Origin of the sequence: Phreatobacter sp. (assembly GCF_016793595.1) — a bacterium.
GTDB lineage: Bacteria > Pseudomonadota > Alphaproteobacteria > Rhizobiales > Phreatobacteraceae > Phreatobacter.
The window spans coordinates 44,994-69,577 of the sequence record NZ_JAEULY010000029.1 but is presented as its reverse complement, the minus strand read 5'-3'; the positions used below and the strand labels follow the sequence as shown (position 1 = coordinate 69,577).

The window sequence follows — 24,584 nt, the reverse complement described above, 5'->3', positions numbered from 1 at the left end:
AACAGCGCCCCATGAAGGCATTGTTACTTTCGCGCCGCGGCGGGCCCCGCCGGGCGTTCGCTATCCGGACGCCATTCGAATCGCGCACCGCCGGCGGCGCCACTTCGCCGTTCAGCCGATGTTGCGGCGGAAGCTGCGGCGGGTCGGGAACGTCTCCTTGAGTTCCGCGAAGGCGGTCGCCGTCGCGCGGCTGCCCGCGCCGCGGGGCAAGCCGGCGCCGGCGCGCTCCAGATTGGCGATGCGCTCCTGGGTGCCGGGATGGGTGCTGAACAGCGACGTCGTCGCCTCCGAGCCCGGCGGCACCAGTTGCAGCATGGTGCGGAAGAAGGCCGGGGCGCCGGCGGGATCGTGGCCGGTCGACCTGAAGACCGCGAGGATGTGGGCATCGGCCTCGCGCTCCGCATCGCGGCCGTAGCCGGTCCGGATCATCGCATGCATCGGCGCGCGCAGCGCGTCGATGCCGGCCGAGGTCAGGGCGCCGCCCGGGCCGCGCAGCTGCGAGGCGACGATGTCACGGCCCGCGGCGGTCATCGCCTGGGTGAAGTTCTCGCGACGCATCGCCTGGATCTGGTGGCTGAGCTCGGCGTGACCGATCTCGTGCGCCACCACGGCGGCGAGCTCGTGCTCGGTCTCGGTGTAGCGGACCAGCCCCTTGTTGATCGCGATCTTGCCAGCCGGCAGCGCCCAGGCGTTGACGGAATTGTCGTCGACGACGGCGATTTCCCATTGGAAGTTCCGCCGCGCGCTGGTCGCGAACAGCGGCGCGGCGAAGCGCTGGATGGCCGACTGGACCTTGCGATTGGCGTAGACGCCGCCGGATTCCTGCAGCAGCGGCCGGTAGAGGTCGCGGCCCAGGGCGAGCTCGTCGGGCTCGCTCATCTGCATCGCGCGGATCACCGAGCTGCCGGCGTTGAACAGCGTGTTGAACGGCACCTGGGCCGCGGCGGGAGCGGCCGCGAGGGCCGCGGCGGCGGTCAGCAGCGTGCGGCGGGTCGGATCAGGGCTGGTCATGGGCGATCTCCGCAGCGGGGCGTCGAGGGGGGCGCGGTCGAGGTCGTCGCAATCGTGGTCGTCGCAATCGTGGTCGTCGAGATCATGGCCGTTGCCGTCGATGTCGTTGGCGTCAAAATCGTAGCCGTCATGGTCGCGTCGTGCGCGATCGGGTGCGCCGCGGGCCGGCGTCACTTGGTGTCGAGCGCGAAGCTGCCGGTCCAGTCGGCCGGCGGCGGATGCCGAGCATAGTCGCTCGCGCGGCCGGCGTAGAGCCTCGCGACGGGGTCGACCGGCGCCAGGGCGCCGAAGGCGTCGGCCGCCGCCGCGAAGTCGCGGGCCCGATAGCGGGCCAAGGCCGCCGCGAAGGCCTCCAGCCGGGCGATGATCCGCGCATCGACGGCCTCTCGCCGCCCGACGACCTCGAAGACGCGCTCGGCCTCGGTCCGCCCCTTCACGATCAGGCGGTCGAGCTCGCGAAGCACGAACGCATCGCCCAGCCGCGCCGCGACGCCGGCGCCGATCATGATGGTCGTGCCATAGGCCTTGTTGGCGCCTTCGAGCCGCGCCGCGAGGTTCACGACGTCGCCGGTCGCCGTGTAGTTCTTGCGGCTCTCGGAGCCCATGTTGCCGACGATGGCGACGCCCGAATTGATGCCGACGCGGACCGACAGGCCGGCATCGCCGGCCGGCATCGTCGCGGCGAGCTCGGCGACCGCGGCCACGAGGTCGAGCGCCGCCTCGACCGCGTGGCGCTCGGCCTGCGCGTGGTCGAGCGGCGCGCCCCAGATCGCCATCACCGCATCGCCGATGAACTTGTCGACGTAGCCGCCCTGCCGGCCGACGATCGCGCTCGCCGCCGCGAGGTAGCGATTGAGGATCTCGACCAGCCGCTCCGGCTGCTCGCCCAGCCGCTCGGTCAGCGCGGTGTAGCCGACGAGGTCCGTGAACATGACCGTGATCCGCCGCCGCTCCCCGCCGAGGCGCAGGGCGTCGGGGTCGGCGGCGAGGCGATCGACGAGTTCCGGCGCGAGGTAGTGGCGGAAGGCCGCAGAGATGCGCCGGCGGTCGCGATCCTCGATCACGAAGCGGTAGGCGTAGACCAGCGCGAAGGCGAGGGCGGCCGTCGCGGCGAGCAGGCCGACCGGCGCGACCAGGCCGGCGCGGAAGGCCGCCACGGCGCCGAGCGCCTGTGCCGCGAAGGCCGCGGCGCCGGCGAGCAGGCCGGCCGGCGGCGACAGCGCGAAGAAGATCAGCGCCATCGCGATGCCGGCGAGCGTCACGGCGAGGAATCGGGCGGCAGGGCCGAGCGGCTCAAGCGCGAGGCCTTTGGTCAGCGTGTTCACCGCCGCCGCGTGGATGAAGACGCCGGGCATCGTCCGGCGCTCGATGCGCGCATCGAAGCGCTCGGCGTTCGCGGGCAGCAGGCAACGCGCCTGCCGCGACGAGTCGGCCCGCTCGGGCAGCAGCCACTTGGCGCCGTAGCGGCGATCCTCGACGTCGAGCGCGAGCCCGATCAGCACCACCTTGCCCTTGAACGCGCGCTCGAAGAACTCGCGGCGTCCGCCCTCGGCGCAGGCGAGCAGGTCGCCCAGCGAGTAGGTCGGCAGGTCGCCGGGCCCGGTGTTGAAATTCACCAGGAATTCGGCGGCGGGGATCGCGGCACCGGCGCGACGCGCGAGCTCGACCGCGAAGGACGGCATCGCGCCGCCGCCTTCGGTCGTGAAGGAGATCGCCTGCCGGCGCACGACCTCGTCGGGATCGACGATCAGGTTGAGCAGCCGCACGTTGTCGTCGCCGCCGACGGCGATGCGCTGGCCGCGGGTCGGGCCGATCATCTCGCCGCTGAGGCGGATCTCGCCGAGGACGAGCCGGCCCTCGCGCCCCGGCCCCGCGAGCGCGCGCAACAGCGGCCGGTCGAAGCGCGGCAGGAGATCGGGCTGGTCGAGGGTCGTCGGATCCACCAGGTCGTAGCCGATGACGCGCGGGCCCGCGGCGTCGATCGCCTCGATGACCGCGGCGAGGTAGGGCGACCAGGCGACGCGCGGCCGGGCCGCGAAGGGATGGGTGTGATAGGTCTCCTCGTCGATCACGACGACGGCGACGTCCGAGCGCTCGGCGGGGAACAGCGGCCCGAACAGCCAGTGCCGCGCCACGAACAGCGCGTCGAGCCCGGCGCGCTCGAGCGGGCCGGCCCACGGCGCGACGGTCATCAGCCCGGCGATCAGTCCGAACAGCAGCGCGACCGCGGCGCGGCCGCGCCAAAGCCGCAGCGCGCGGCGCCGCTGCTCGACGCGCCGGCGGCGTGCGGCGAAGCTCGACCGGTCAGCGGCCGACGACGACGACACGAGAGGCGGGCGTGTCCGCGATATCCAGGTTCGGATCGATCGAGAACACCGACTCGGCGGTCGTCGACGGTCCCTCGACCTTCACGAGATAGGGCATGCCCGGCGCGAGCACCGGCGCCGAGGGCGGATAGGCGACGTAGCTGCCGCGCGCCGTGCCCGTCCACACCACGCGCCCCGGCCGCTGCTCGAGCTCGGTGACGGTGATGCGGTGCGCCGGCGCGCCGGCGCCTCCGCTCCACTTGAAGATCGGGCGGCCCGACTTGAGCGACCATTCGGCCCAGCGGTCGGCGGGGAAGGCGCGCGACACGCCGCCGCCTGCCTCGCGCGCCTCGGCGACGACGACCGGCTTGGTTCCCTTGCAGGCCATGGTGCGGGCATTGACCTGGCCGCCGGCGACGCGGCTTTCGGCATTGCCGACGGTCACGGTGCCGCCGCGGATCTGCTCGACCCGGCAGCTCTCGAAATAGGCGATGGTCGCGCGGCCACGGGCGCCGAGGGCAATGGACTGGCCCGCATCGAGGTAGTCGAATGCGTCGAACTCGGCGCTCTGCGCGTCGGCGATCGCCTCGAGCATCGCCGCCGGCGCCGCGCCACTGCGTCCGGCCTGCTGGGCGCCCATGCGCGCGCGCGGATCGGCGGAGGCGTTGAGGCCGCCGTCGGGGCCGCCGGGAACGCAGGCGGCGAGGGACGTGGCGGCGGCGAGGGAGAGGGTGGCGAGGAGCTTGCGTGTCATGGCGGGCCTTTCTCGGAGCGGCAGGATAGTCGCTGCGCGCCGCTCCTGAGAACCGCTCATTGCATCGCGGCGGCTTGCCGCCTATCGATCCGGGGCCCCCGCCGGGGACGTGTCGCCCGCCCCCGCGACGCGGGTCCGGCCCGCGGGCGCGCCATCCCGTCCCGAGACGCGAGGAAGCCCGAGCCATGACCGAACCGCTTCGCTACGGCCTTGTCGGCGCCGGAATGATGGGCGGCGAGCACATGCGCAATCTCGCGATCATCCCGGGCTCGCGCGTGGTCGCGCTGAGCGATCCCGATGCGGGCTCGCGCGCCGCGAGCGCGCGGCTCGCGCAGGATCTGTTCGGCGCGGCGCCGGCCGTGTTCGAGGATCATCGCGCGCTGCTGCGCGGCGGCCTCGTCGATGCCCTGGTGATCGCGAGCCCCAACGACACGCATGCCGCGATCCTCGCCGACGTCTTCGCGGCGCCGCGCGCGTTGCCGGTGATCGTCGAGAAGCCGGTCTGCACCCGGATCGAGGATTGCGCGCCGCTCGCCGCGGCGGCCGCGGCGCATCGCGCACCGGTGTGGGTCGCGATGGAGTATCGCTACATGCCGCCCGTCGCGGCCCTGCGCGCGCATGTCGCCGGCGGCGATGTCGGCCGCCTGCGCATGCTGTCGATCCGCGAGCACCGCTACCCGTTCCTCGCCAAGGTCGGCGACTGGAACCGCTTCGCGCGCCGCACGGGCGGCACGCTCGTCGAGAAGTGCTGCCACTTCTTCGACCTGATGCGCCTGATCGCGCAGGACGAGCCGGTGCGCGTCTACGCCTCGGGTGCCGCCGACGTGAACCATCGCGACGAACGCTACGACGGCGCCGTGCCGGACATCCTCGACAACGCCTATGTCGTCGTCGACTTCCGCTCGGGCATCCGCGCCATGCTCGACCTTTGCATGTTCGCGGACGGCGCCTACTGGCAGGAGATCATCGCGGCGACGGGCGACGGCGGCCGCGTCGAGTGCTTCATCCCGGGCCCCGCGAGGTTCTGGCCGGGCGGCGCGGAGCGCGTCGCCGAGATCGAGCTGTCGCCGCGCGCGGCCAAGCGACCGGAGCGCCGGCCGGTCCATGTCGACGAGGCCGTGCTCAAGCTCGGCGACCATCACGGGTCGACCTATTTCCAGCACCTCGGCTTCCGCCGCGCGGTGCTCGACGGCGGCGCGATCGACGTCACGATGGAGGACGGGCTGCGCGCGGTCGCGGTCGGACTCGCGGCCGAACAATCGGTGCGCGAGCGACGCGTCGTCGCGGTCGACGGCTGGCGGCTCGACGCCTGACCGCGCGCGTCGCGTTTCGGGTGGCGAAGCGCGGCTGGCTTTCGCGCGGCGCCTTGCCATAATCGGGTCGACGTCGCGGCGCCTCGCGGGAGGCCGCCGCCGGTCGGAACTCGTGGGGAGGAACAAATGCGCAAGACGACGACGGCAATTCTCGGTGGTGTGGCCCTTGCGGCGCTCGCCCTGGTCGGCGGCGCCGAGGCGGCGTGGCCGGAGCGCCCGGTGACGATCATCGTCCCGGCGGGCGCCGGCGGCGGCACCGACGGGACCGCGCGGCTGCTCGCCAAGCAGCTGCAGGACGAGCTCAAGCAGCCCTTCAACATCGTCAACAACGGCCAGGGCGGCGGCATCGTCGGCCACACCCAGATCGCGACGGCGCGCCCCGACGGGTACACGCTCGGCATCGTCTACAACTACTATCAGTGGAAGATGCTCGGCCAAGCCGACATCAACTACACGCTCTACACGCCGATCGCGCTCTACAACGTCGATCCCTCGGCCCTCATCGTGGCCGACACCTCGCCGTTCAAGACGGGCAAGGACGCCTACGACGCGCTGAAGGCGGATGGCGGCAAGTACAAGATCGGCTGCGGCGGCGCGTGCGGCGGCTCGTGGCACATTCCGAACGCCGAGCTGTTCATCAAGTACGGCATCGACGTGAAGAAGCCGGTGATGGTGCCGGCCGCGGGCGCCGCGCCGAGCCTGCAGGACCTCGCCTCGGGCGGCCTCGACATGGTGATGGCGTCGCTGCCGGAGGCGAAGGCGCTGATCGAGGCGGGCAAGCTGCGGCCGCTGATGGTGATCGCCAACGGCCGCCAGGGCGCGCCGTTCCAGAACGTGCCGACCTCCAAGGAGGCGGTCGGGATCGATCACGAGGGCGGCGCGTTCCGTCTGGTGGCCGGCCCCAAGGGCCTGCCGGCGGACATCGTGAAGACGCTCGAGACGACGCTCGAGAAGATCTGGAAGTCGCAGGAATTCCAGGACGGCATGAAGCAGCGCAATTTCGGCCTGAAGTGGATGAACTCGGCGCAGACGCTGGAGTTCATGAAGGGCCACGAGAAGTCGCTCGCGGAGACGATCGTCGCGGTCGGCCTCGCGAAGTGACGGGGACGGGGGCGGGCCGCCACGGCTCGCCCCCATCGCCATGCGCTTCAACGATGCGATCCTGGGCGCGATCTTCCTCGCGCTCGCCCTGGGGATGATCGCGCTCACCCAGGGATTCCACACGCCGCAGGGCCAGAAGTTCGGCCCGGGCTTCTTTCCCACGATCGTCGCGTCGGTGATGGCGGTCGCGGCCATCGGCCTGATCGTCAAGGGACTGGTCAATCGCGCCGCGCATCCCTGGATCGAGCTCGATCCTTGGTTCTCGAAGCCGCGGCTGGTGCTCCAGGGCGCCAGCGTGTTCGGCTTCCTGCTCGCCTACCTGCTGTTCTCCGAAGAGCTCGGCTTCCTCGTCGTGGCGCCGGTCCTGCTTTGGGGGCTGATCTGGCTGCTATGGGGGCATCCGTTCGTCGCGCTCGCGGTCGCCGTCGCCTCGAGCTTCGTGATCCACCAGTTCTTCGTCCAGGTCCTGCTGGTGCCGCTGCCCTGGGGCATCGTCCCCTATTTCAAGCTCTTCTGAGGCGCGCGCCATGTTCGAGGGGCTGGTCAACACCGCCAACCTTATGAAGGCGCTCGGCCTCGTCTTCGAGCCGACGACGCTCCTGATCATCTTCCTGGCATCTTTCTACGGGCTGTTCTTCGGCGCGATCCCGGGCCTCACGGCCACGATGGCGACGGCGCTGCTCGTGCCGGTCACCTTCTTCATGGATCCCGTGCCGGCGATCGGCGCCATCATCGCGGCGACCGCGATGGCGATCTTCTCCGGCGACGTGCCGGGCGTGCTGCTGCGCATCCCGGGAACGCCGGCCTCGGCCGCCTACACGGACGAGGCCTACGAGATGACGAAGAAGGGGCAGTCCGAGCTCGCCCTCGGCGCCTGCCTCGTGTTCTCGGTGATCGGCGGCCTGTTCGGATCGGCCGCCCTGGTGCTCACGGCGCCGTCGCTGGCCGAGTTCGCCCTCAAGTTCTCGACCTTCGAGTATTTCTGGCTCGCCTGCCTGGGGTTGACCTGCGCCGTGTTCGTGTCGCGCGGCGATCCGTTGAAGGGCGTCATCTCGCTGTGCTTCGGCCTCGGCGTGGCGCAGATCGGCATCGACGTCGTGCACGGCACGCCGCGCTACACCTTCGGCAGCATCAGCCTTTCCGGCGGCGTGGACCTGGTCCCGGCGCTGGTCGGCTTCTTCGCGATTCCCGAGCTGATCCGCAACGTCACCGCCAACTACGGGCGGGTCGAGGTCGTCACGCAGAAGATCGGCTCGGTGTTCCGTGGCCAGTGGGACCTGTTCAAGCGCTATCCGGTCAACAACTTCCGCGGCAACGTGATCGGCGTGCTGATCGGCGCGCTGCCCGGCGCGGGCGCCGACATCGCGGCGTGGATCAGCTACGCGGTCTCGAAGAAATTCTCGAAGGAGCCGGAGAAGTTCGGCACCGGCCATGTCGAGGGCCTCGTCGATGCCGGCGCAGCCAACAACTCGGCGCTCGGCGGCGCCTGGGTGCCGGCACTCGTCTTCGGCATCCCCGGCGATTCGATCACGGCGATCGTGATCGGCGTCCTCTACATGAAGGGCATGAACCCGGGGCCGACGGTCTTCATCAAGAGCCAGGAGCTCGTCTACGCCCTGTTCATCGTCTTCTTCCTCGCCAATCTGCTGATGATCCCGTTCGGCTGGGCGATGATCAAGGCGTCTCGCCGAATCCTGTCGGTGCCGCGCGAGGTGCTGATGCCCGTCATCCTGCTGTTCTGCGTGGTCGGTTCCTTCGCGATCGAGAACTCGCTGTTCAATGTCGGCGTGATGCTGGTGATGGGGATCATCGGCTACCTGTTCGAGGAGAACGGCATACCGACTTCGCCGGCTATCCTCGGCCTCGTGCTCGGCAAGATGATCGAGGAGAACTTCCTGCTGTCGATGATCAAGGTCGGCGGCAACGTCGCGGGGCTGTTCGAGCGCCCGATCGGCGGGACGCTCGGCGCGCTCACGCTCGTGATCTGGATTGCGCCGTTTGCCTGGCTCGGCTGGCGCGCGATGAGGCTGAGGGCCGCCGCATGATCGTCGATTGCCACGTCAACATCTGGGAAGACCGCCACTGCACGGAGATGTTCCGCGAGCAGACGCGCTTCGCGCGCCCCGGCTCGGTCGGCATCAAGGCCGACGCCGAGACGCTGCACCGGGCGATGGCCAAGGTCGACAAGGCGATCATCTTCTCGCTGCGCTACAGGGACGCCGCCGGCATCGACGGCGACGACGAGGTCACGGCTGCGGCCGTGGCGAAGCATCCCGACAAGTTCGTCGGCTTCGCCTGCATCGATCCGCGCATGCCGGACTGCATGGACCTGCTCGTCCACGCGATCGAGGACCTCGGGCTCAAGGGCGTGAAGTTCGGGCCGATCTACAACGGCGTGTCGCTCAACGACCCGCGCATGGAGCCGATCTACCGCTACCTGGTGAAGCACGACCTGCCGCTGACGATGCACATGGGCACGACCTTCGCGGCGAACTCGGTCGCGGAATACGGCCGCGCGATCTACGTCGACGACGTCGCCCGAAGGCACCCGGACCTGAAGATGGTGATGGCGCACATGGGCCATCCCTGGTTCGAGGAATGCATCATCGTCGCGCGCAAGCAGCCCAACGTGTACTGCGAGGTCTCGGCGCTGTTCTACCGGCCGTGGCAGTTCTGGAACATCCTCAAGACCGCCGAGGAGTACACGATCGCGCATCGCGACAAGATCTTCTGGGGTACCGACTTCCCGTTCTCGGAGGTCGAGGAATCGATCCAGGGCCTGCGCGACGTCAACCGGGTCATCGGCCATTCGGGTCTTCCGCCGGTGTCGAACGAGACGATCGAGCGCATCCTCCATTCCAACCCGTTCGCGCACTGGTGGCACGACCCGAAGTCGAAGGGACTCTGAACCATGACGGAACTCTGCGACCTGACCGCCGTCGAGCTGCGGCGGCTCATCGGCGCCAAGCAGATCTCGCCGGTCGAGCTGCTCGCGTCCTGCGAGGCGCGGATCGCCAGGGTCAATCCCCGGCTCAACGCGGTGACGGCGACCTGCTGGGATCGCGCGCGGGCCGAGGCCGCGGCGGCGGAGGCGAAGGTCCGGCGCGGCGAGGCGCTGGGCCTCCTGGAGGGGTTGCCGCTCGGCGTGAAGGACCTGAACGAGACCGAGGGGCTGCGCACGACCTGGGGCTCGCCGATCTACAAGGACCACGTCCCGGCCAAGGACGAGCGCATGGTCGCGGCCTGCCGTGCCGCGGGCGCGATCGTCGTCGGCAAGACCAATGTTCCGGAGTTCGGCGCCGGCGCCAACACCAACAACCCGGTCTACGGCCCGACGCGAAATCCCTTCGACACCGCGCGGATCTGCGGCGGCTCGTCGGGCGGCTCGGCCGTGGCGCTCGCGGCCTCGATGCTGCCGATCTGCACCGGTTCGGACACCGGCGGCTCGCTGCGCACGCCCGCCGCTTTCTGCGGCATCGTCGGCTTCCGGGTCTCGCCCGGCGTGGTGCCGACGGAGCGGCGGCCGCTCGGCTGGACCAACATCTCGGTCCAGGGACCGATGGGGCGCAACGTCGCCGATGCGGCGCTGCTGCTGGCGGCCCAGGTCCGCTCCGACGGCGCCGACCCGCATTTCCACGGGATCGATCCGGCGTTGCTGCGACCGCCGGCGCCTGCTGACCTCGGCAGCCTGCGCCTCGCGGTCTCGACCGATCTCGGCTTCGCGATCGTCGACGCGCGCATCCGTGCCGCCTTCGCGGATCGCGTCAAGCGCATCGGCGGCTGGTTCAGGGAATGCGCCTGGGCCGATCCGGACATGGCCGAGGCCGACGAGACGTTCGAGGTCATCCGCGCCCAGAACTTCCTGGCGAGCCAGCTCGAGAACTACCGCACGCGCCGGCATCTGCTCGGGCCGAACATCGTGGCCAATGTCGAGCAGGGGCTCGGCTATTCCGCGGTCGATGTCGCCAAGGCGCACGCCCGCCAGACGCGGATCTTCCGGGGATTCCAGGAGTATTTCCGCGCCCACGACGTGCTGATCTGCCCCGCGGTCACGATCCCGCCGTTCCCGATCGAGCAGCTCTACGCCGAGGAGGTCGACGGCGTGAGGATGCGCACGTATTTCCACTGGCTGTCGATGGCCTACGGCGTGACGCTCACCGGCCATCCCGCGATCACCATCCCCTGCGGCCTCGAGCCGACGGGGACCCCGATGCATCTGCAGATCGTCGGCCCGTATGGCGGGGACGCCAAGGTGCTGTCCATCGCCCTCGCGCTCGAGCAGGCGATGGCGAGCGACCCGGCCTTGCGCCGGCCGCTGCCCGATCTCGCCAAGCTCGCCGCCTGACGCAAGGCAGGCTTCCGACGGCCGGAGCGGTGCCGCGCGGGGCGTTGCGCTAGTCTGCCGGCGTGAAGCGCCCCCGACCCGACGACGCGCCGGCGATCTCGGCCCCGACAGCTCCGCCGTCACCTGCGGCGCCGCCGGCCGTGGTGCCGCCGGTGACGCGCGACACGCCGCTCGCCCCCGCCGCGGGCCCGGCACCGGCCCCGCCGCGTAAGCGCGGATTCGCGCGGTTCGTGCTCGCGGCCGTCGTGCTGCTCGCCCTGGCCGTTGCCGGACGCTGGGGCTGGGACTGGTGGGTCGACGGCCGCTTCCTGGTCGTCACGGACGACGCCTATGTCCGTGCCGAGGTCACGACGGTCGCCACCAAGATCAGCGGCTATGTGGCGGCGATGGACGTGCGCAACGGCGACCGGGTCCGCGCCGGCGACGTCATCGCGCGGCTCGACGACGGCGACTTTCGCCTGGCCGTCGAGGCGGCGCGCAACCGGGTCGAGACCCAGCGCGCGGCGCAGCTGCGGCTCGGCCGGCAGGTCGAGGCCGCGCAGGCCGGCGCGGCGCAGGCCGCGACGCAGATCGCGGGCGCCCGGGCCGAGGCATCGCGCGCGCAGTCAGACTTCCAGCGCTTCAGCGCGCTCGCGGCGAGCGACTTCGCCAGTCGCAGCCGCCTCGACCAGGCGCGCGCCGAGCGCGAGCGCGCGATCGCCGCCGTCGCCTGGGCCGAGGCGGCGCTGGTCGCCGCCCAGGCCAATGTCGAGGTCGCGGTCGCGCAGCGCGAGGAGGGTCGCAAGCTGGTCGCCGAGCTCGAGACCACGCTGGCGCGCGCCGAACGCGATCTCGGCTTCACGCTCGTCAAGGCGCCCTTCGACGGCGTGATCGGCAACAAGGCGGTGCAGGCGGGCGACTTCGTGCAGCCGGGTGCGCGCCTCGCGGCGCTCGTGCCGCTGGACCGCATCTGGGTCGAGGCGAACTTCAAGGAGACGCAGCTCGCGCGGCTGCAGGTCGGCCAGCGCGTGCGCCTCGCGGTCGATGCGCTGCCCGACCGGCCGATCGAGGGCCGGGTCGAGAGCTTCTCGCCCGCCTCCGGTGCGGTGTTCAGCCTCCTGCCGCCCGAGAACGCGACCGGCAACTTCACCAAGATCGTGCAGCGCGTGCCCGTGCGCATCGCCGTCGCGCCCGAGGCGGTCGCGACGGGACTGCTGCGCCCCGGCCTGTCGGTCGTCGTGCGCGTCGAGACCCGCGCGGCGGAGGGCGCCCTGGCCGCGTCCCCGGCGCGATGAGCCCGGCGCGCGCGGCCGGCGGCGCGTCCACCGAGGACCGCGTCGATCCGCGCCGGCTCGTCGCCTTCCTGGCGATGATCTTCGGGATGTTCATGGCGATCCTGGACATCCAGATCGTCTCCGCCTCGCTGGTCGAGATCCAGGCCGGGCTGTCGGCAAGCAGCGACGAGATCGCCTACGTGCAGACCAGCTACCTCATCGCCGAGGTGATCATGATCCCGCTGTCGGGGTTCCTGGCGCGGATCCTGTCGACGCGGATCCTGTTCACGATCTCGGCGGCCGGCTTCACCGCCGCGAGCGTGCTCTGCGGCATGGCGACGTCGATCGAGGAGATGGTCGTCTTCCGCGCGCTGCAGGGCTTCATCGGCGGCGGCATGATCCCGACCACCTTCGCGGCATCCTTCGCGATGTTCCCGCTGTCGAAGCGGCACATCGTGATGCCGATGATGGGCCTGGTGGTGCCGCTCGCGCCGACGATCGGCCCGACCGTCGGCGGCCTGCTCACCGACGCGTTCTCCTGGCACTGGCTGTTCTACGTCAATCTCGTGCCGGGCATCGGCGTGACCATCGCGGCCTGGACGCTGATCGACTACGACCAGCCGAACTGGGGGCTGTTCCGCAAGACCGACTGGTCCGGGCTGTTCGCCATGGCCGGCTTCCTGGGAACGATGGAGTACGTGCTCGAGGAGGGGCCGTCGAAGGACTGGTTCGCCGACGACACGCTGTGCTCGGTCGCCGCGGCGAGCGCCGCCACCGGACTGCTCTTCTTCTGGCGCGCCTTCCGCGCCGAGGTGCCGATCGTCGACCTGCGCGCCTTCGCCAACCGGAACTTCGCGCTCGGCTCCCTCTACTCGGTGGTGATGGGCGCCGGCCTGTTCGGGCTCACCTACCTCTATCCGCTCTATCTCGCCCGCATCCGCGGCTTCACGCCGCTGCAGATCGGCGAGACGATGTTCGTGACCGGCGCGTTCATGTTCCTGACCGCGCCGATCGCCAGCCGACTGGTCGCGCGCATGGACCCGCGCGCCATGCTGCTCTTCGGATTCTCGCTCTTCTCGGCAAGCACCTTCCTGCTGACCGACATCACGAAGGACTGGGACTTCCGGGAGCTGCTCGTGCCGCAGATCCTGCGCGGCTGCTCGCTGATGTTCTGCATGATCCCGATCAACAACCTGGCGCTGGGCACGCTGCCGGTCGACCGGCTCAAGAACGCCGCCGGCCTCTACAACCTGATGCGCAATCTCGGCGGCGCGCTCGGCCTCGCGCTGATCAACACGGTCCTCAACCAGCGCCTCGACCTGCATCTCGTGCGCCTGCGCGAGCAGGTGGGCTGGGGGCGCGGGGTCGCGGTCGAGACGCTTGCCGGGATGGCGGCGCGCTTCGGAGACCAGGGGGTGGACGGGAACTCGATCGCTCTCAAGCGCCTGGGCGAACTCGTCCGCCGCGAGGCGCTGGTGATGAGCTTCGCCGACATCTTCCTGCTCCTCAGCCTGCTCGTCGGGGCGATGATCGCCCTGATCGTGATCATGGAGCGCCCCCGGCCGGCCGCGCGCCGCACTTGATCGGCATGCCGGCATCGTGTCTGGCTTGGCCGTCAGACCATGATTCCGGAGCCGACGCCATGACGAGCGAGACCTTCGACAAGGGCCTGCGGATGCGAAAGGCCGTGCTCGGCGAGGACTACGTGAACAAGTCCATCGCCTCGGCCGACGCCTTCAACCTGCCGCTGCAGGAGCTCGTCACGAGCTATTGCTGGGGCGAGGTGTGGACGCGGCCCGAGCTGCCGCCGCGCACGCGCAGCCTGATCAATCTGGCGATGCTGACGGCGCTGAACCGGCCGCACGAGCTGAAGCTCCACCTGCGCGGCGCCGTCAACAACGGCTGCACGGTCGAGGAGATCCGCGAGGTGCTGCTGCAGACCGCGATCTACTGCGGCGTCCCGGCGGCGATCGACGCGTTCCGCTCGGCACGCGAGGTGCTGACCGAGCTCGGCAAGCTGCCCGCGGCCAAGGCCTGACCGTCGCCGCCATGCGCATCGGCTTCATCGGCCTGGGCAACATGGGGCTGCCCATGGCGGGCCATCTCGTCGCCGCCGGCCATGCCGTGCGCGGTTTCGATCTGCGCGCCGAGGCGGTCGCGGCCTTCGTCGCGGCCGGCGGCACCGCCGCACGCGGGGTGGCCGAGGCGACCGAGGACGCGGAGCTGACGATCACGATCCTGCCGGCCAGCGCCGACGTTCGTGCCGCGCTTCTCGCGCCCGGCCTGCCATGGCGCCGCGGCACGGTCGCGATCGACATGACCTCGGGCGAGCCGGCGGCGACGATCGAGATCGGGCGCGCGCTGGCGCGGCACGGGGTCGCGATGATCGATGCGCCCGTGTCGGGCGGCGTGAAGGGCGCCAGGGCGAAGTCGCTCACCATCATGGTCGGCGGCGACGACGAGATCGTCGCACGATGCGAGCCGGTCCTGGCGGCGATGGGCGCGCGCATCTTCCGCTGCGGCGGGCTCGGCGCGGGCCAGGCGGTCAAGGCGCTCAACAACTTCGTCTCCGCGGCGGGGCTGCTTGCTGCGGGCGAGGCGCTGACCATCGCCCAGCGCTTCGGGATCGAGCCGGAGCGGTTGGTCGACATCCTCAACGCGTCGACGGGACGCAACAACACCACCGAGAACAAGCTGAAGCCCTTCGTGCTGTCCGGCACGCACGACGACGGCTTCGCGCTGCGGCTGATGGCAAAGGACGTCGCGATCGCCGCCGGCCTCGCCGATCGGACCGCCACGCGCGGCGGCCTCGCGGCGGAGACGGCGCGCCGCTGGGCCGAGGCGGCGGGCGCGCTGGGCGCCGGCGCCAACCACACCGAGATCATCCGCCTGCTCGGCTTCAAGGCGACGGCACGGACCTGAGATGCTGCGACCCATCGAGACCCTGTCGCGCTACGCGTCCCACGACGCGACCATGCCGGGCCTGCTGGAGTCGCGCCGGAAGGCCGGACCGGACCGGCCGTTCCTCGTCGACGGCGCGCGCTCCTGGACCTACGGCCGCTTCGCCGCCGACGTCGCGGCCGCGGCACGGCTGCTCGCCGATCGCGGCGTGGTCGCCGGAGACCGCGTCGCGCTGCTCGCCCCCACCGTCGCCGAGACGGTGATCGCCTTCTTCGCGGCCGCCCGCCTCGGCGCGATGTTCGTGCCGCTCAATGCCGAGCTGAAGCGAGAGGAGGCGCGGCCGATCGTGGCGCGCGCGCGGCCGCGGGTGCTGATCCACGCCGCGGAGCTCGAAGGGCTCGCGCGGGACTGCGCCGGCGACGGCGCCACGACGCCGACGCTGCTCGCGATCGGGCGGGACTTCGGCGGCTTCGATCGACTGCCGGCCCTCGATGCGGCCGTGCCGCCACCGCGGCCGGAGACGACCTGCATCGTCCTGTTCACGTCGGGAACGACCGGCACGCCGAAAGGCGTGATGCAGGCGCAGCGCACCTTCGTGGTTGCCGGCGAAGGCTTCGTCGAGCGCCAATGGCTGCAGCCCGACGACCGGATGCTGTGCATCCTGCCCATGTTCCACGTGAACGCGCTTTTCTACTCGCTGGGCGGCGCGCTCGCCGCGGGCGCGACGCTGGTGCTCGGAGGCAAGTTCAGCGCGTCACGCTTCTGGCCGCTGGCCCGCGAGAGCGCGGCGACGCAGGTCAACATGCTCGGCTCGATCGGCAAGATCCTGAGCCTGCGCCCGCGCGGGGAGTACGTGCCGGGCCACCGCCTCGATCGCGTCTACTGCGTGCCGATGCCGGGCGACGTCCAGCGGGTCTTTCGCGAGGAATTCGGCGTGCGCTGGATCGCCGAGGGGTACGGCATGTCGGAGGTTCCCGGCATCCTGGCGCAGCCCTACGGCGAGCCGCCGGCGGTCGGCACGATGGGGCGCGTCTGCCGCCATCCCGACGGCCGTGCGCTGGGACGGATCCGCGTCGTCGACGAGGCCGGCCGCGACGTGCCGGTCGGCGAGCCGGGCACTTTGCTCGTGAAGACGGAGCTGGCGATGCAGGGCTACTTCGAGGAGCCCGAGCGCACCGCCGCGAGCCTGAACGACGGGTTCTTCATCACCGGCGACCGGGTGCGCGAGGTGGCGCCGGGCACCTACGCCTTCGTCGCGCGCGACAAGGACATGATCCGGCGGCGCGGCGAGAACATCGCCGCGGTCGAGATCGACCAGGCCGCGCTCGGCCATCCCGATGTCGGCGAGGCCGCGGCGGTCGCGGTCCCCTCCGAGCTCGGCGAGGACGACATCCTGCTCGCCGTCGTGCCGCGCGCCGGCTGCCGGGTCGACGCGACCGCGCTGCGCGCCTTCCTCGCGACCAGGCTGACGGCGGCGAAGCTGCCGCGCTTCGTCGCGGTCGTGGATGCGGTGCCCTATGGCCCGACGCAGCGCGTGCTGCGCTTCAAGCTGGCGGCCGACGCCGCCTTGCGGGCCGCAGCCGTCGACTTCGAGGCGCCGGGCGCCCCGCGCTGACCGGCTCAGCCCTTGAAGCGCGGTTCGACGAGCCCGGGCACGTCGACCTCGATCGCGAAGATCGATCCGGACTGCGGATGGTGAGCGAGTTCCGCCGCCGAGGCGTGCTCGCGCGCGGAGGTGACGTAGAGCGTGCGCAGGTCGGCGCCGCCGAAGGCCGGCATCGTCGGCCGTCGCACCGGGATGGCGATCTCGCGCAGGATCTCGCCGGTCTGCGGGTGAAGGCGCAGCACCCGGCCGCCGGCGAACATCGCGGTCCAGTAGCAGCCCTCGGCATCGACCGCGGCGCCGTCGGGATAGCCGTCGCCCGGTCCGAAGCTGCGGAGGACGCGCCGCTCGCCCGGCACGCCGCGCGCGGCGTCGTACTCGAATGCCCAGATCGTCTGCGCCGGGCTGTCGGCCCAGTACATCGTCGCCCCGTCGGGCGAGAAGGCGAGGCCATTGGCGACGGTCGCGTCGCCGAACAGCCGTGTGGTGTCGAGCTCGGCGTCGAGGCGATAGAGCGCGGCGTTGGAACGCTTGAGGCCGATGCTCATCGTGCCGGCGAGGAAGCGGCCCTGGCGATCGCAACGCCCGTCGTTGAAGCGCGTGCCCGGTCGCTCCGGATCGGGGTCGACGATGGGCGTGAGGGTCCCGCTGCCGAGATTCAGCACGTGGAACCCGTCGGCGAGCGCGACGACCGCCTGGTCGCCGCTCTCGCAGAGCGCGAAGCTGCCGACCGGCTCGGGCAGCGTCCAGCTTCGCCGGTCGCCGGACTCCGGCACCCAGCGTTCGAGCGTGGGGCCGTAGATGTCGCACCACCACAGCGCCTGGCCTTGCGGATCCCAGGTCGGCCCCTCGCCGAGAAAGGCACGGCAGTCGAGGGCGCAGCGCAAGGTCTTCAGCATGGTCGTCAGAGGCTCCGCACGGTGAATCGCATGTCGCCCTGCAGCGTCTCGCCGGGCGCGAGCGTGCGCATGCCGGTGTCGTCCTGGGGGCGGTTGAGCGCGTCGGTGTCGTGGCTCACCGGTTCGATCGCGAAGAACGGCTCGCCGGGAGGCACGAAGACGACGAGCCGGTCGTAGATCGGCGTAGCGTCGATATCGAGGGCGAGGCGAGCGGAAGGCCACTCGATCACCGCGGGCCGCTTCCATCCGACATGGACGTGGTCGGACTCGATCGAGTTCACCGCGCGGCCGGCGGAGAGGTCGGCCGCCGGGGGCACGGGAACGCGGCGCACCGGCAGCACCTCGGCGTCGGTTTCCCAGATCTCGCGCGTCGCCACCCGCAGCCGCACGTCGGCGGTGCGATGGAAATAGGGATGATGGCCCAGCCCGGCCGGCATCGGCGCCTTGCCGGTATTGGTGAGCGCCATCCACAGGGTGAACCCGTCGGGGGTGAGCGCGAAGGACTGCCGCGCCTCGTAGTCGAACGGCCAGAAGCCGTCGGCGGCGTGGACCTGGCGCAGCGTCGCCGCGGACTGCGACACGTCGTGCGCGGTCCAGGGCGCGCGCCACCCCTGGCCGTGGATCGCGTGCCCCCTGCTGAGCTCGTCCTGCGCGAGGGTGATGATGCGCCCGGCCCAGGGGAAGCGGCCGTTGCGGATGCGATTGGAGTAGGGGACGAGCGGCCAGCTCGCGCCGCCGCGCGGACTGCCGGCGGCGATCGCCGCGCGGTCGGGCGCCCGCATGATCAGCGTGTCGCCGCGGCGGAATCCGACGATGATGCCGCCGGCGCTGGGCGCCAGTTCGAGGACGAGCGCGCCGGCGCTCAAGGCAATGATCGGGTGAGAGGTATCGTTCATGGCGTTCGCATCCTATCCGAGTCTCCGGGACCGTGTCGTGCTGATCACCGGCGGCGGCTCGGGCATCGGCGCTTCGATCACGGAGCATTTCTGCGCCCAGGGCGCGCGGGTCGCCTTCATCGACATCGCGGTCGAGGCGAGCCGGGCGCTCGTCGAGGCGGTCCGCGGGCGCGGCCATTCCGCGCCGCTGTTCATCGAGTGCGACCTGCGCGACATCGCGTCGCTGCGCGCTGCCGTCGCGCGCGTCGAGCGCGAGCTGGGGCCCGTGCGGGCGCTGATCAACAATGCCGCGCGCGACGACCGCCACGACTGGAAGGCGGTCACGCCGGCGTACTGGGACGAGACGCAGGACGTGAACCTGCGCCACCAGTTCTTCGCGCTGCAGGCGGTCGCGCCGGGGATGGCCGCGGCGGGCGGGGGCTCGATCGTGAATTTCGGCTCGATCAGCTGGCAGCGGAAGACGACCGGCATGGTCGGCTACACCACGGCCAAGGCGGCGATCCAGGGCCTGACGACGGTGATGGCGCGGGAACTCGGTCCGCAGAATATCCGAGTGAACTCGATCATGCCGGGCGCCACCAGGACCGAGCGTCAGGTGACGAAATGGTGGAGCGAGGAGATGATCGCGCGCTTCCGGCGCGAACAGTGCCTCGACACGCTGGTCGAGCCGCCGGATATCGCGCGCATGGCCCTGTTCCTCGCGGCCGACGACAGCCGGGCGATCACTGCGCAATCGTTCAAAGTTGACGCGGGTTTATCCTGATCGTCGTGAGATCACACGCAGGTCACGCGTCAGAAGAGGCGAGGGGCAACTAGAGATTAACTCCGCAGCGCATAGCGTCCGACGTTCGGGCGCAATGCCGATCATTCCGGAGGATCTCTGTCCATGGCCATTCTCAACGTCGGTTCCGGTCAAACCTATTCGCGAATTGCGGACGCGCTGTCGGCGGCGCATGACGGCGACATCGTCCGCGTCCAGGCCGGCACCTACACCAACGACTTCGGCACGGTGAACGCGAAGATCACGATGGAATCCGTCGGCGGCCTCGCCAAGCTCGAGGCGACCGTGATGCCGGGCAACGGCAAGGGCATCCTGATCGTCAACAACGACGTCACGATCCGGGGCTTCGAGTTCACCGGCGCGCGCGTGCCCGACGAGAACGGCGCCGGCATCCGCTACCAGGGCGGAAACATGGTCGTGGAGAACAGCTACTTCCACCACAACCAGACGCACATCCTGGCCAACAGCGTGGCGACCGGCACGATCCGGCTGGTGAACTCCGAGTTCGCGAACCACACCATGAACACCGGCCAGGCGCACGCGGTGTACACCGGCAACATCGCCAAGCTCGAGGTCGTCAACAGCTACTTCCACGACGGCGCCGCCGGGCACCTGATCAAGAGCCGCGCCGCGGAGACCGTCGTCACCGGATCGCGCCTCTACGACAACAACAGCGCGATCAGCTACTCGATCGATATCTCCAACGGCGGCAAGGCGACGATCGCCGACAACATCATCGTCCAAGGGCCGAACAGCCCCAACCGCTCGGTCATCGCCTACGGCACGGAGGGGATCGGCTATCCGACCTCGTCGCTGCTCGTGCAGAACAACACGATCGAGAGCTTCGGCGGCACGGGCTACGGCATCCTCAACATCGGCTCGGTCAACGCGACCGTCCTCGGCAACAAGCTCTACGGCCTGACCCAGGTCGTGGTCGGGGCATCGACCCAGACGGGGAACTCCATCCTTTCGACGCCCGTCACCCTCGACACGACGAGCCCGTGGGTGCCGGCCTCGCCGCCGCCCCCGCCCCCGCCGCCTCCTCCGCCGTCCGGCCTCGTGCTCGTGGGGACCGACGGCAACGACACGCTGACGGGCGGCACGCTGAACGACACGCTGACCGGCGGCGCCGGCAACGACGTGCTGATCGGCGGCGCGGGCAACGACATCCTGGACGGCGGCGCTGGCCAGGACCACGCGAACTACGCGAGCGCGACCGCCGCGGTCACGATCAATCTTGCGCTGAGCGGCGCGCAGAACACCGGCGGGGCGGGGATCGACACGCTCGTCTCGATCGAGACGGTGACCGGCGGGACCGGCAACGACGTCATCACCGGCGACGCCCAGGCCAACGTGCTCAACGGCAATCTCGGCGACGACACGATCGACGGCGGCGCCGGCAACGACTTCATCAACGGCGGCGGCGGCAACGACGTCATCAACGGCGGCGACGGCCTCGACACGGCGACCTACGCCAGCTTCACGTCGCCGGTCATCGTTTCGCTGGCGGTCATCGGCCCCCAGAACACCGGCAGCGCGGGAATCGACACGTTGCTGTCGATCGAGAACCTGGTCGGAGGCAGCGGATCCGACATGCTGATCGGGAACGGCCTCTCCAATGTCCTCACCGGCGGCGCGGGCAACGACACGCTGATCGGCAATGCCGGCCAGGACACGCTGATCGGCGGCACCGGCGACGACATCCTCGATGGCGGGGCGGGGGTCGACACCGCGAGCTATGCCGGCACCGCCGCGGGCGTGACCGTCAGCCTCGCGATCGCGGGCATGCAGAACACCGGCGGTGCCGGGAACGATCTGCTGGCATCGATCGAGAACATCACGGGCGGCGACGGCAACGACATCCTGACCGGCGACGGGTTCACGAACGTCCTCAGCGGCGGCGCCGGCAACGACACGGTGTCGGGCGGCGGCGGCATCGACTACCTGTCGGGCGGCACGGGCGACGACGTGCTCGTGGGCGGCGCCCGTCGCGACCGCCTGACCGGCGATGCCGGCGCGGACACGTTCCGGATGACCCTGCTGTCCGACACGCCTGCGGGCTCGGACCGCGACCTGATCGTCGACTTCTCGCAGGCGCAAGGCGATCGCATCGACCTTTCCGCCCTCGATGCCGACGCCGCCGCCGCCGGCGACCAGGCCTTCACGCTGATCGGCACCGCGGCGTTCACGGGCGTCGCGGGCGAGCTGCGCTACACGGTCGGGCAGAACAACATCATGCTCCTCGAGGGCGACGTGAACGGAGACCGGGTCGCGGACCTGCAGATCGACGTGATCGGCAACTTCGCGATGAAGGCGAGCGACTTCGTCTTCTGAGGCAGCCCGCAGGCCGCCCCGGGGCGTCGCGTCGCGCGCCCCGGGGAACCGGCGCCAGCGCCGTCGCCGGCGCGGGCGCGTTGACGCGTCCTGTCCGCGCTCCTAGGGTCGCGACCTCGCCGCACCAAGCGGTGCTCGCGCACAAGGGAGCGACATGCCGACCACCCATTTCATCGTGCACGACAAGACCGACAACGTCGGCGTCATTGTCGTGGAGGACGTCAAGGCCGGGCAGACCTTGACCGGCTGGGTCATCGAGGGCGACGGGACGATCACCGTCAAGGCGCTCGATCCGGTGCCGCTCGGCCACAAGATCGCGCTGTCCGATCTCAAGAAGGGTGACACGGTGCTCAAGTACGGGCACGACATCGGCCGCGTCGTGGGCGCGATCGCCAAGGGTCGCCACGTCCACGTGCACAACATCAAGACGAAGAGGTGGTGACCATGGCCAAGGCCCCAGCCCTGATCAAGAAGCGCTCCCGGAGCGTCGGCAAGCTCAAGTTCATGGGCTACCGCCGCGAGAACGGCCGCGTCGGCATCCGCAACCATGTCATCATCCTGCCGCTGGACGACCTGTCGAATGCCGCCTGCGAGGCGGTGGCGAACAACATCAAGGGGACGCTGGCCCTGCCGCACGCCTACGGGCGGCTGCAGTTCGGCGAGGACCTGCAGCTTCATTTCCGCACCCTGATCGGCACCGGCACGAACCCGAACGTGGCCGCGGTCATCGTCATCGGCATCGAGCCGGGATGGACCGGTCGCGTCGTCGAGGGCATCGCCAAGACGGGCAAGCCGGTCGCCGGCTTCGCCATCGAGGGCAACGGCGACCTCAAGGTCATCGAGATGGCCAGCCGCAAGGCGCAGCAGTTCCTGATGGACGCCACCGAGAAGCAGCGCGAGGAGTGCTCGATCGAGGAGCTCTGGGTGTCGACGAAGTGCGGCGAGTCCGACACGACGTCGGGCCTCGCGTCCTGCCCGACGGTCGGGAATCTCGTCGACAAGATCGACCCGATGGGGGCGTGGACCTGCTTCGGCGAGACGTCCGAGCTGACGGGGGCCGAGGTCGAGTGCGCCAAGCGCGCGCTCAACAAGGACGTCGCCGCGAAATTCATGGCGACCTTCGGCGCCTACCAGGACATGATCAACCGCTACAAGACGAGCGACCTGTCCGAGAGCCAGCCCACCAAGGGCAACATCGCGGGCGGCCTGTCGACGATCGAGGAGAAGGCCTTCGGCAACTTCCAGAAGATCGGCCACAAGACGAAGTACATCGACGTCCTGAAGCCGGCCGAGGAGCCGGTGAAGGGCCCGGGCCTCTACTTCATGGACACGTCGTCCGCCGCCGCCGAATGCGTGACGCTGCAGGCCGCCGCCGGCTTCGTCGTCCACCTGTTCCCGACGGGGCAGGGCAACGTCATCGGCAATCCGATCGAACCGGTGATCAAGCTGACGGCCAATCCGAAGACGGCGCGCGAGATGCCCGAGCACATCGACCTCGACGTCTCGGGGATCCTGCGGCGCGAGATGGATCTCGACGAGGCGGGCGACCGGCTCATCGACATCATGATCCGCACCTGCAACGGCCGGAACACCTGCGCCGAGGCGCTCGGTCATCGCGAGTTCGTGATGACCAAGCTCTACCAGAGCGCCTGAAGCACGCGGGCCGTCGCCCGCGCCTCGCCATGTCCGACCCGCGAGCCGGCGAGCTGCAGGTGGAGGTCTGGCGCGGCGGCACCGAGGGGCGCTACGAGCGCTTCTCGGTGCCGCGGCGCGCCAACCAGACGGTCCTCGACGTCGTCACGTGGATCCAGCGCAAGCTCGATCCCTCGCTCGCCTACCGCTTCGCCTGCCGGGTGGGCATGTGCGGGTCCTGCGCGATGACGGTCAACGGCCGGCCGCGCTGGACCTGCCGGACCCATGTCGAGCGGGTCGCCGAGGACGGCCGGCTCGTGGTGGGGCCGCTCGAGAACCTGCCGCGCCTGCGCGACCTCGCGGTCGACCTCGCCCCGTTCTTCGACAAGTGGGCTCGCGCGATGGGCCGCTTCGTGCCGCCGGCCGAGAGCGGCGCGGAGTTCGCGGTCGTGCCGCCGTCCTCGCCCGAGCGTCGCGAGGCCGATGCGGCCATCGAGTGCATCGGCTGCGCGGTGTGCTACGCGGCCTGCGACAGCGTGCGATGGAACGCCGATTACCTCGGGCCCGCGGCGCTCAACCGCGCCTGGACGCTGGTCAACGACGTGCGCGACGGCGCCCAGCTCGAGCGCCTCGCGGCGATATCCGGCGACGCCGGCTGCCACAGCTGCCACAGCCACGAGAGCTGCCGCGCGCATTGCCCGAAGTCGATCGACGCCACGGGCTCGATCGCGGGCCTCAAGCGCCTCGCCGCCTGGGCGATGATCCGGGGCGACATCTGATGCGCCGCGCCCCGCTGGAGGCGCGCCTGTGGCTGGCGCAGCGCGCCTCGGCGGCGGTGCTCGCGCTGTGCGTCGTCGTGCATCTCGCGACCATGCTCTACGCCGTGCGCGGCGGCCTGACGGCGGCCGAGATCCTCGGCCGCACCCGCGAGTCGATGGGCTGGCTCTGCTTCTACGGCCTGTTCGTCGCGGCGGTGGCGGTGCACGCACCGCTGGGCCTGCGCGCGATCCTGCGCGAGTGGACGCCGCTGCGCGGCCGCCCGCTCGACGCCGGGGTCGCCGCGTTCGCGGTCCTCCTGGTCGTCGCCGGCTGGCGCGCGGTGGGAGGGCTGTTCCGATGAGGCATCGCGCGCACGCAAGCTACGGCGCCTTCCTCGTGCACCGCATCTCCGGGCTGCTGCTGACGCTGTTCCTGCCGCTGCACTTCTGGGCGCTCGGCACCGCGATCGAGGGCGCGGCGCGGCTCGACGGATTCCTGCACTGGGCCGAACATCCGCTGGTCAAGCTCGCCGAGTTCGGGCTCGTGGTGCTGCTCGCGGCGCACCTCGCGGGCGGCGTGCGCCTGCTCGGCCTCGAGTTCTTCGGCTGGCGCCCGCGCACGCAGTCGATCGTCGCTGCCGGCGGCGGCTTCGCGCTCGCTGCCGGTCTCCTCTTCCTCTTCAACGCGGGGCTTTGA

General features: G+C 70.7%; 23 protein-coding genes. 18 read left to right on the top strand and 5 right to left on the bottom strand.

From position 1 onward, the window contains the following. Positions 1 to 111: 111 nt before the first annotated feature. The 3 genes from JNK84_RS22625 to JNK84_RS22615 are packed head-to-tail and all read right to left on the bottom strand — an operon-like array spanning position 112 to position 4,071. Positions 112 to 1,185, bottom strand: a complete 1,074-nt coding sequence (locus tag JNK84_RS22625) for a M48 family metalloprotease (RefSeq protein WP_293428482.1) — start codon at positions 1,183 to 1,185, stop codon at positions 112 to 114. After that, positions 1,182 to 3,338: an adenylate/guanylate cyclase domain-containing protein gene (locus JNK84_RS22620; protein ID WP_293428481.1), complete on the bottom strand. Its 2,157-nt coding sequence runs from the start codon at positions 3,336 to 3,338 to the stop codon at positions 1,182 to 1,184. Before JNK84_RS22620 ends, JNK84_RS22625 begins: the two co-directional genes overlap by 4 nt. Continuing rightward, positions 3,316 to 4,071, bottom strand: a complete 756-nt coding sequence (locus JNK84_RS22615; protein ID WP_293428480.1) for a hypothetical protein — start codon at positions 4,069 to 4,071, stop codon at positions 3,316 to 3,318. Before JNK84_RS22615 ends, JNK84_RS22620 begins: the two co-directional genes overlap by 23 nt. Positions 4,072 to 4,256: 185 nt before the next feature. Between JNK84_RS22615 and JNK84_RS22610 the strand changes: the two genes are divergently transcribed. From JNK84_RS22610 to JNK84_RS22560, 11 genes are all read left to right on the top strand, one after another. Continuing rightward, entirely contained in the window at positions 4,257 to 5,384 is a 1,128-nt protein-coding gene (locus JNK84_RS22610) for a Gfo/Idh/MocA family protein (protein WP_293428479.1), read from the top strand. Between the two features lie 126 nt (positions 5,385 to 5,510). Then, on the top strand, positions 5,511 to 6,485 hold the full coding sequence (locus JNK84_RS22605) for a Bug family tripartite tricarboxylate transporter substrate binding protein (RefSeq protein WP_293428478.1): 975 nt from the start codon (positions 5,511 to 5,513) through the stop codon (positions 6,483 to 6,485). Positions 6,486 to 6,525: 40 nt separating this feature from the next. Further along, a complete protein-coding gene (locus JNK84_RS22600) occupies positions 6,526 to 7,002 on the top strand; it encodes a tripartite tricarboxylate transporter TctB family protein (RefSeq protein ID WP_293428477.1) in 477 nt (158 codons plus the stop codon). 10 nt (positions 7,003 to 7,012) lie between these two features. Beyond that, on the top strand, positions 7,013 to 8,530 hold the full coding sequence (locus JNK84_RS22595) for a tripartite tricarboxylate transporter permease (protein WP_293428476.1): 1,518 nt from the start codon (positions 7,013 to 7,015) through the stop codon (positions 8,528 to 8,530). Beyond that, entirely contained in the window at positions 8,527 to 9,393 is an 867-nt protein-coding gene (locus tag JNK84_RS22590; RefSeq protein ID WP_293428475.1) for an amidohydrolase family protein, read from the top strand. Before JNK84_RS22595 ends, JNK84_RS22590 begins: the two co-directional genes overlap by 4 nt. A 3-nt stretch (positions 9,394 to 9,396) precedes the next feature. Then, positions 9,397 to 10,830: an amidase gene (locus tag JNK84_RS22585; RefSeq protein ID WP_293428473.1), complete on the top strand. Its 1,434-nt coding sequence runs from the start codon at positions 9,397 to 9,399 to the stop codon at positions 10,828 to 10,830. A gap of 62 nt (positions 10,831 to 10,892) precedes the next feature. Beyond that, a complete protein-coding gene (locus tag JNK84_RS22580; protein WP_293428471.1) occupies positions 10,893 to 12,104 on the top strand; it encodes an HlyD family secretion protein in 1,212 nt (403 codons plus the stop codon). Then, complete coding sequence (locus JNK84_RS22575) at positions 12,101 to 13,666, top strand: DHA2 family efflux MFS transporter permease subunit (RefSeq protein ID WP_293428469.1); 1,566 nt, start codon at positions 12,101 to 12,103, stop codon at positions 13,664 to 13,666. The genes JNK84_RS22580 and JNK84_RS22575 overlap by 4 nt, the downstream gene beginning before the upstream one ends. A 59-nt stretch (positions 13,667 to 13,725) precedes the next feature. After that, a complete protein-coding gene (locus tag JNK84_RS22570) occupies positions 13,726 to 14,121 on the top strand; it encodes a carboxymuconolactone decarboxylase family protein (RefSeq protein ID WP_293428467.1) in 396 nt (131 codons plus the stop codon). Between the two features lie 11 nt (positions 14,122 to 14,132). Beyond that, positions 14,133 to 15,005: an NAD(P)-dependent oxidoreductase gene (locus tag JNK84_RS22565; protein ID WP_293428465.1), complete on the top strand. Its 873-nt coding sequence runs from the start codon at positions 14,133 to 14,135 to the stop codon at positions 15,003 to 15,005. Position 15,006: 1 nt separating this feature from the next. After that, positions 15,007 to 16,599, top strand: a complete 1,593-nt coding sequence (locus JNK84_RS22560; RefSeq protein WP_293428463.1) for an AMP-binding protein — start codon at positions 15,007 to 15,009, stop codon at positions 16,597 to 16,599. Between the two features lie 5 nt (positions 16,600 to 16,604). On the opposite strand, the gene JNK84_RS22555 is transcribed toward JNK84_RS22560, so the two are convergent. Continuing rightward, on the bottom strand, positions 16,605 to 17,486 hold the full coding sequence (locus JNK84_RS22555) for an SMP-30/gluconolactonase/LRE family protein (RefSeq protein ID WP_293428462.1): 882 nt from the start codon (positions 17,484 to 17,486) through the stop codon (positions 16,605 to 16,607). A 5-nt stretch (positions 17,487 to 17,491) separates the two neighbouring features. Then, a complete protein-coding gene (locus tag JNK84_RS22550) occupies positions 17,492 to 18,382 on the bottom strand; it encodes an aldose 1-epimerase (RefSeq protein WP_293428461.1) in 891 nt (296 codons plus the stop codon). On the opposite strand from JNK84_RS22550, the gene JNK84_RS22545 reads away from it, so the two are divergent. The 7 genes from JNK84_RS22545 to JNK84_RS22515 all read left to right on the top strand — a co-directional run bounded on the left by JNK84_RS22545 (position 18,381) and on the right by JNK84_RS22515 (position 24,584). Beyond that, positions 18,381 to 19,145: an SDR family NAD(P)-dependent oxidoreductase gene (locus JNK84_RS22545; RefSeq protein ID WP_293428460.1), complete on the top strand. Its 765-nt coding sequence runs from the start codon at positions 18,381 to 18,383 to the stop codon at positions 19,143 to 19,145. The genes JNK84_RS22550 and JNK84_RS22545 overlap by 2 nt on opposite strands. A 123-nt stretch (positions 19,146 to 19,268) precedes the next feature. Continuing rightward, positions 19,269 to 21,497, top strand: a complete 2,229-nt coding sequence (locus tag JNK84_RS22540) for a calcium-binding protein (protein ID WP_293428459.1) — start codon at positions 19,269 to 19,271, stop codon at positions 21,495 to 21,497. A gap of 154 nt (positions 21,498 to 21,651) precedes the next feature. Next, positions 21,652 to 21,939 (top strand): UxaA family hydrolase, encoded by a 288-nt coding sequence (locus tag JNK84_RS22535; RefSeq protein ID WP_293428458.1) that lies wholly within the window; start codon positions 21,652 to 21,654, stop codon positions 21,937 to 21,939. Between the two features lie 2 nt (positions 21,940 to 21,941). Then, a complete protein-coding gene (locus JNK84_RS22530) occupies positions 21,942 to 23,150 on the top strand; it encodes a UxaA family hydrolase (protein WP_441343289.1) in 1,209 nt (402 codons plus the stop codon). 29 nt (positions 23,151 to 23,179) lie between these two features. Then, entirely contained in the window at positions 23,180 to 23,908 is a 729-nt protein-coding gene (locus JNK84_RS22525; RefSeq protein WP_293428457.1) for a succinate dehydrogenase/fumarate reductase iron-sulfur subunit, read from the top strand. Next, positions 23,908 to 24,249 carry a succinate dehydrogenase gene (locus JNK84_RS22520; protein ID WP_293428456.1) on the top strand — a complete coding sequence of 114 codons (342 nt, stop codon included), beginning with the start codon at positions 23,908 to 23,910 and terminating at the stop codon, positions 24,247 to 24,249. The genes JNK84_RS22525 and JNK84_RS22520 overlap by 1 nt, the downstream gene beginning before the upstream one ends. Continuing rightward, positions 24,246 to 24,584, top strand: coding sequence for a succinate dehydrogenase (locus JNK84_RS22515; protein WP_293428455.1), 339 nt, complete (start codon positions 24,246 to 24,248; stop codon positions 24,582 to 24,584). The genes JNK84_RS22520 and JNK84_RS22515 overlap by 4 nt, the downstream gene beginning before the upstream one ends.

What these genes read in the sequence shown, in the direction of transcription:
- JNK84_RS22545 (WP_293428460.1), top strand. Translation starts at nt 18,381, where the DNA reads ATGGCGTTCGCATCCTATCCGAGTCTCCGGGACCGTGTCGTGCTGATC.
- JNK84_RS22575 (WP_293428469.1), top strand. Translation starts at nt 12,101, where the DNA reads ATGAGCCCGGCGCGCGCGGCCGGCGGCGCGTCCACCGAGGACCGCGTC.
- JNK84_RS22595 (WP_293428476.1), top strand. Translation starts at nt 7,013, where the DNA reads ATGTTCGAGGGGCTGGTCAACACCGCCAACCTTATGAAGGCGCTCGGC.
- JNK84_RS22610 (WP_293428479.1), top strand. Translation starts at nt 4,257, where the DNA reads ATGACCGAACCGCTTCGCTACGGCCTTGTCGGCGCCGGAATGATGGGC.
- JNK84_RS22540 (WP_293428459.1), top strand. Translation starts at nt 19,269, where the DNA reads ATGGCCATTCTCAACGTCGGTTCCGGTCAAACCTATTCGCGAATTGCG.
- JNK84_RS22615 (WP_293428480.1), bottom strand. Translation starts at nt 4,071, where the DNA reads ATGACACGCAAGCTCCTCGCCACCCTCTCCCTCGCCGCCGCCACGTCC.
- JNK84_RS22585 (WP_293428473.1), top strand. Translation starts at nt 9,397, where the DNA reads ATGACGGAACTCTGCGACCTGACCGCCGTCGAGCTGCGGCGGCTCATC.
- JNK84_RS22550 (WP_293428461.1), bottom strand. Translation starts at nt 18,382, where the DNA reads ATGAACGATACCTCTCACCCGATCATTGCCTTGAGCGCCGGCGCGCTC.
- JNK84_RS22560 (WP_293428463.1), top strand. Translation starts at nt 15,007, where the DNA reads ATGCTGCGACCCATCGAGACCCTGTCGCGCTACGCGTCCCACGACGCG.
- JNK84_RS22535 (WP_293428458.1), top strand. Translation starts at nt 21,652, where the DNA reads ATGCCGACCACCCATTTCATCGTGCACGACAAGACCGACAACGTCGGC.
- JNK84_RS22555 (WP_293428462.1), bottom strand. Translation starts at nt 17,486, where the DNA reads ATGCTGAAGACCTTGCGCTGCGCCCTCGACTGCCGTGCCTTTCTCGGC.
- JNK84_RS22600 (WP_293428477.1), top strand. Translation starts at nt 6,526, where the DNA reads ATGCGCTTCAACGATGCGATCCTGGGCGCGATCTTCCTCGCGCTCGCC.
- JNK84_RS22565 (WP_293428465.1), top strand. Translation starts at nt 14,133, where the DNA reads ATGCGCATCGGCTTCATCGGCCTGGGCAACATGGGGCTGCCCATGGCG.
- JNK84_RS22570 (WP_293428467.1), top strand. Translation starts at nt 13,726, where the DNA reads ATGACGAGCGAGACCTTCGACAAGGGCCTGCGGATGCGAAAGGCCGTG.
- JNK84_RS22590 (WP_293428475.1), top strand. Translation starts at nt 8,527, where the DNA reads ATGATCGTCGATTGCCACGTCAACATCTGGGAAGACCGCCACTGCACG.
- JNK84_RS22515 (WP_293428455.1), top strand. Translation starts at nt 24,246, where the DNA reads ATGAGGCATCGCGCGCACGCAAGCTACGGCGCCTTCCTCGTGCACCGC.
- JNK84_RS22530 (WP_441343289.1), top strand. Translation starts at nt 21,942, where the DNA reads ATGGCCAAGGCCCCAGCCCTGATCAAGAAGCGCTCCCGGAGCGTCGGC.
- JNK84_RS22520 (WP_293428456.1), top strand. Translation starts at nt 23,908, where the DNA reads ATGCGCCGCGCCCCGCTGGAGGCGCGCCTGTGGCTGGCGCAGCGCGCC.
- JNK84_RS22605 (WP_293428478.1), top strand. Translation starts at nt 5,511, where the DNA reads ATGCGCAAGACGACGACGGCAATTCTCGGTGGTGTGGCCCTTGCGGCG.
- JNK84_RS22525 (WP_293428457.1), top strand. Translation starts at nt 23,180, where the DNA reads ATGTCCGACCCGCGAGCCGGCGAGCTGCAGGTGGAGGTCTGGCGCGGC.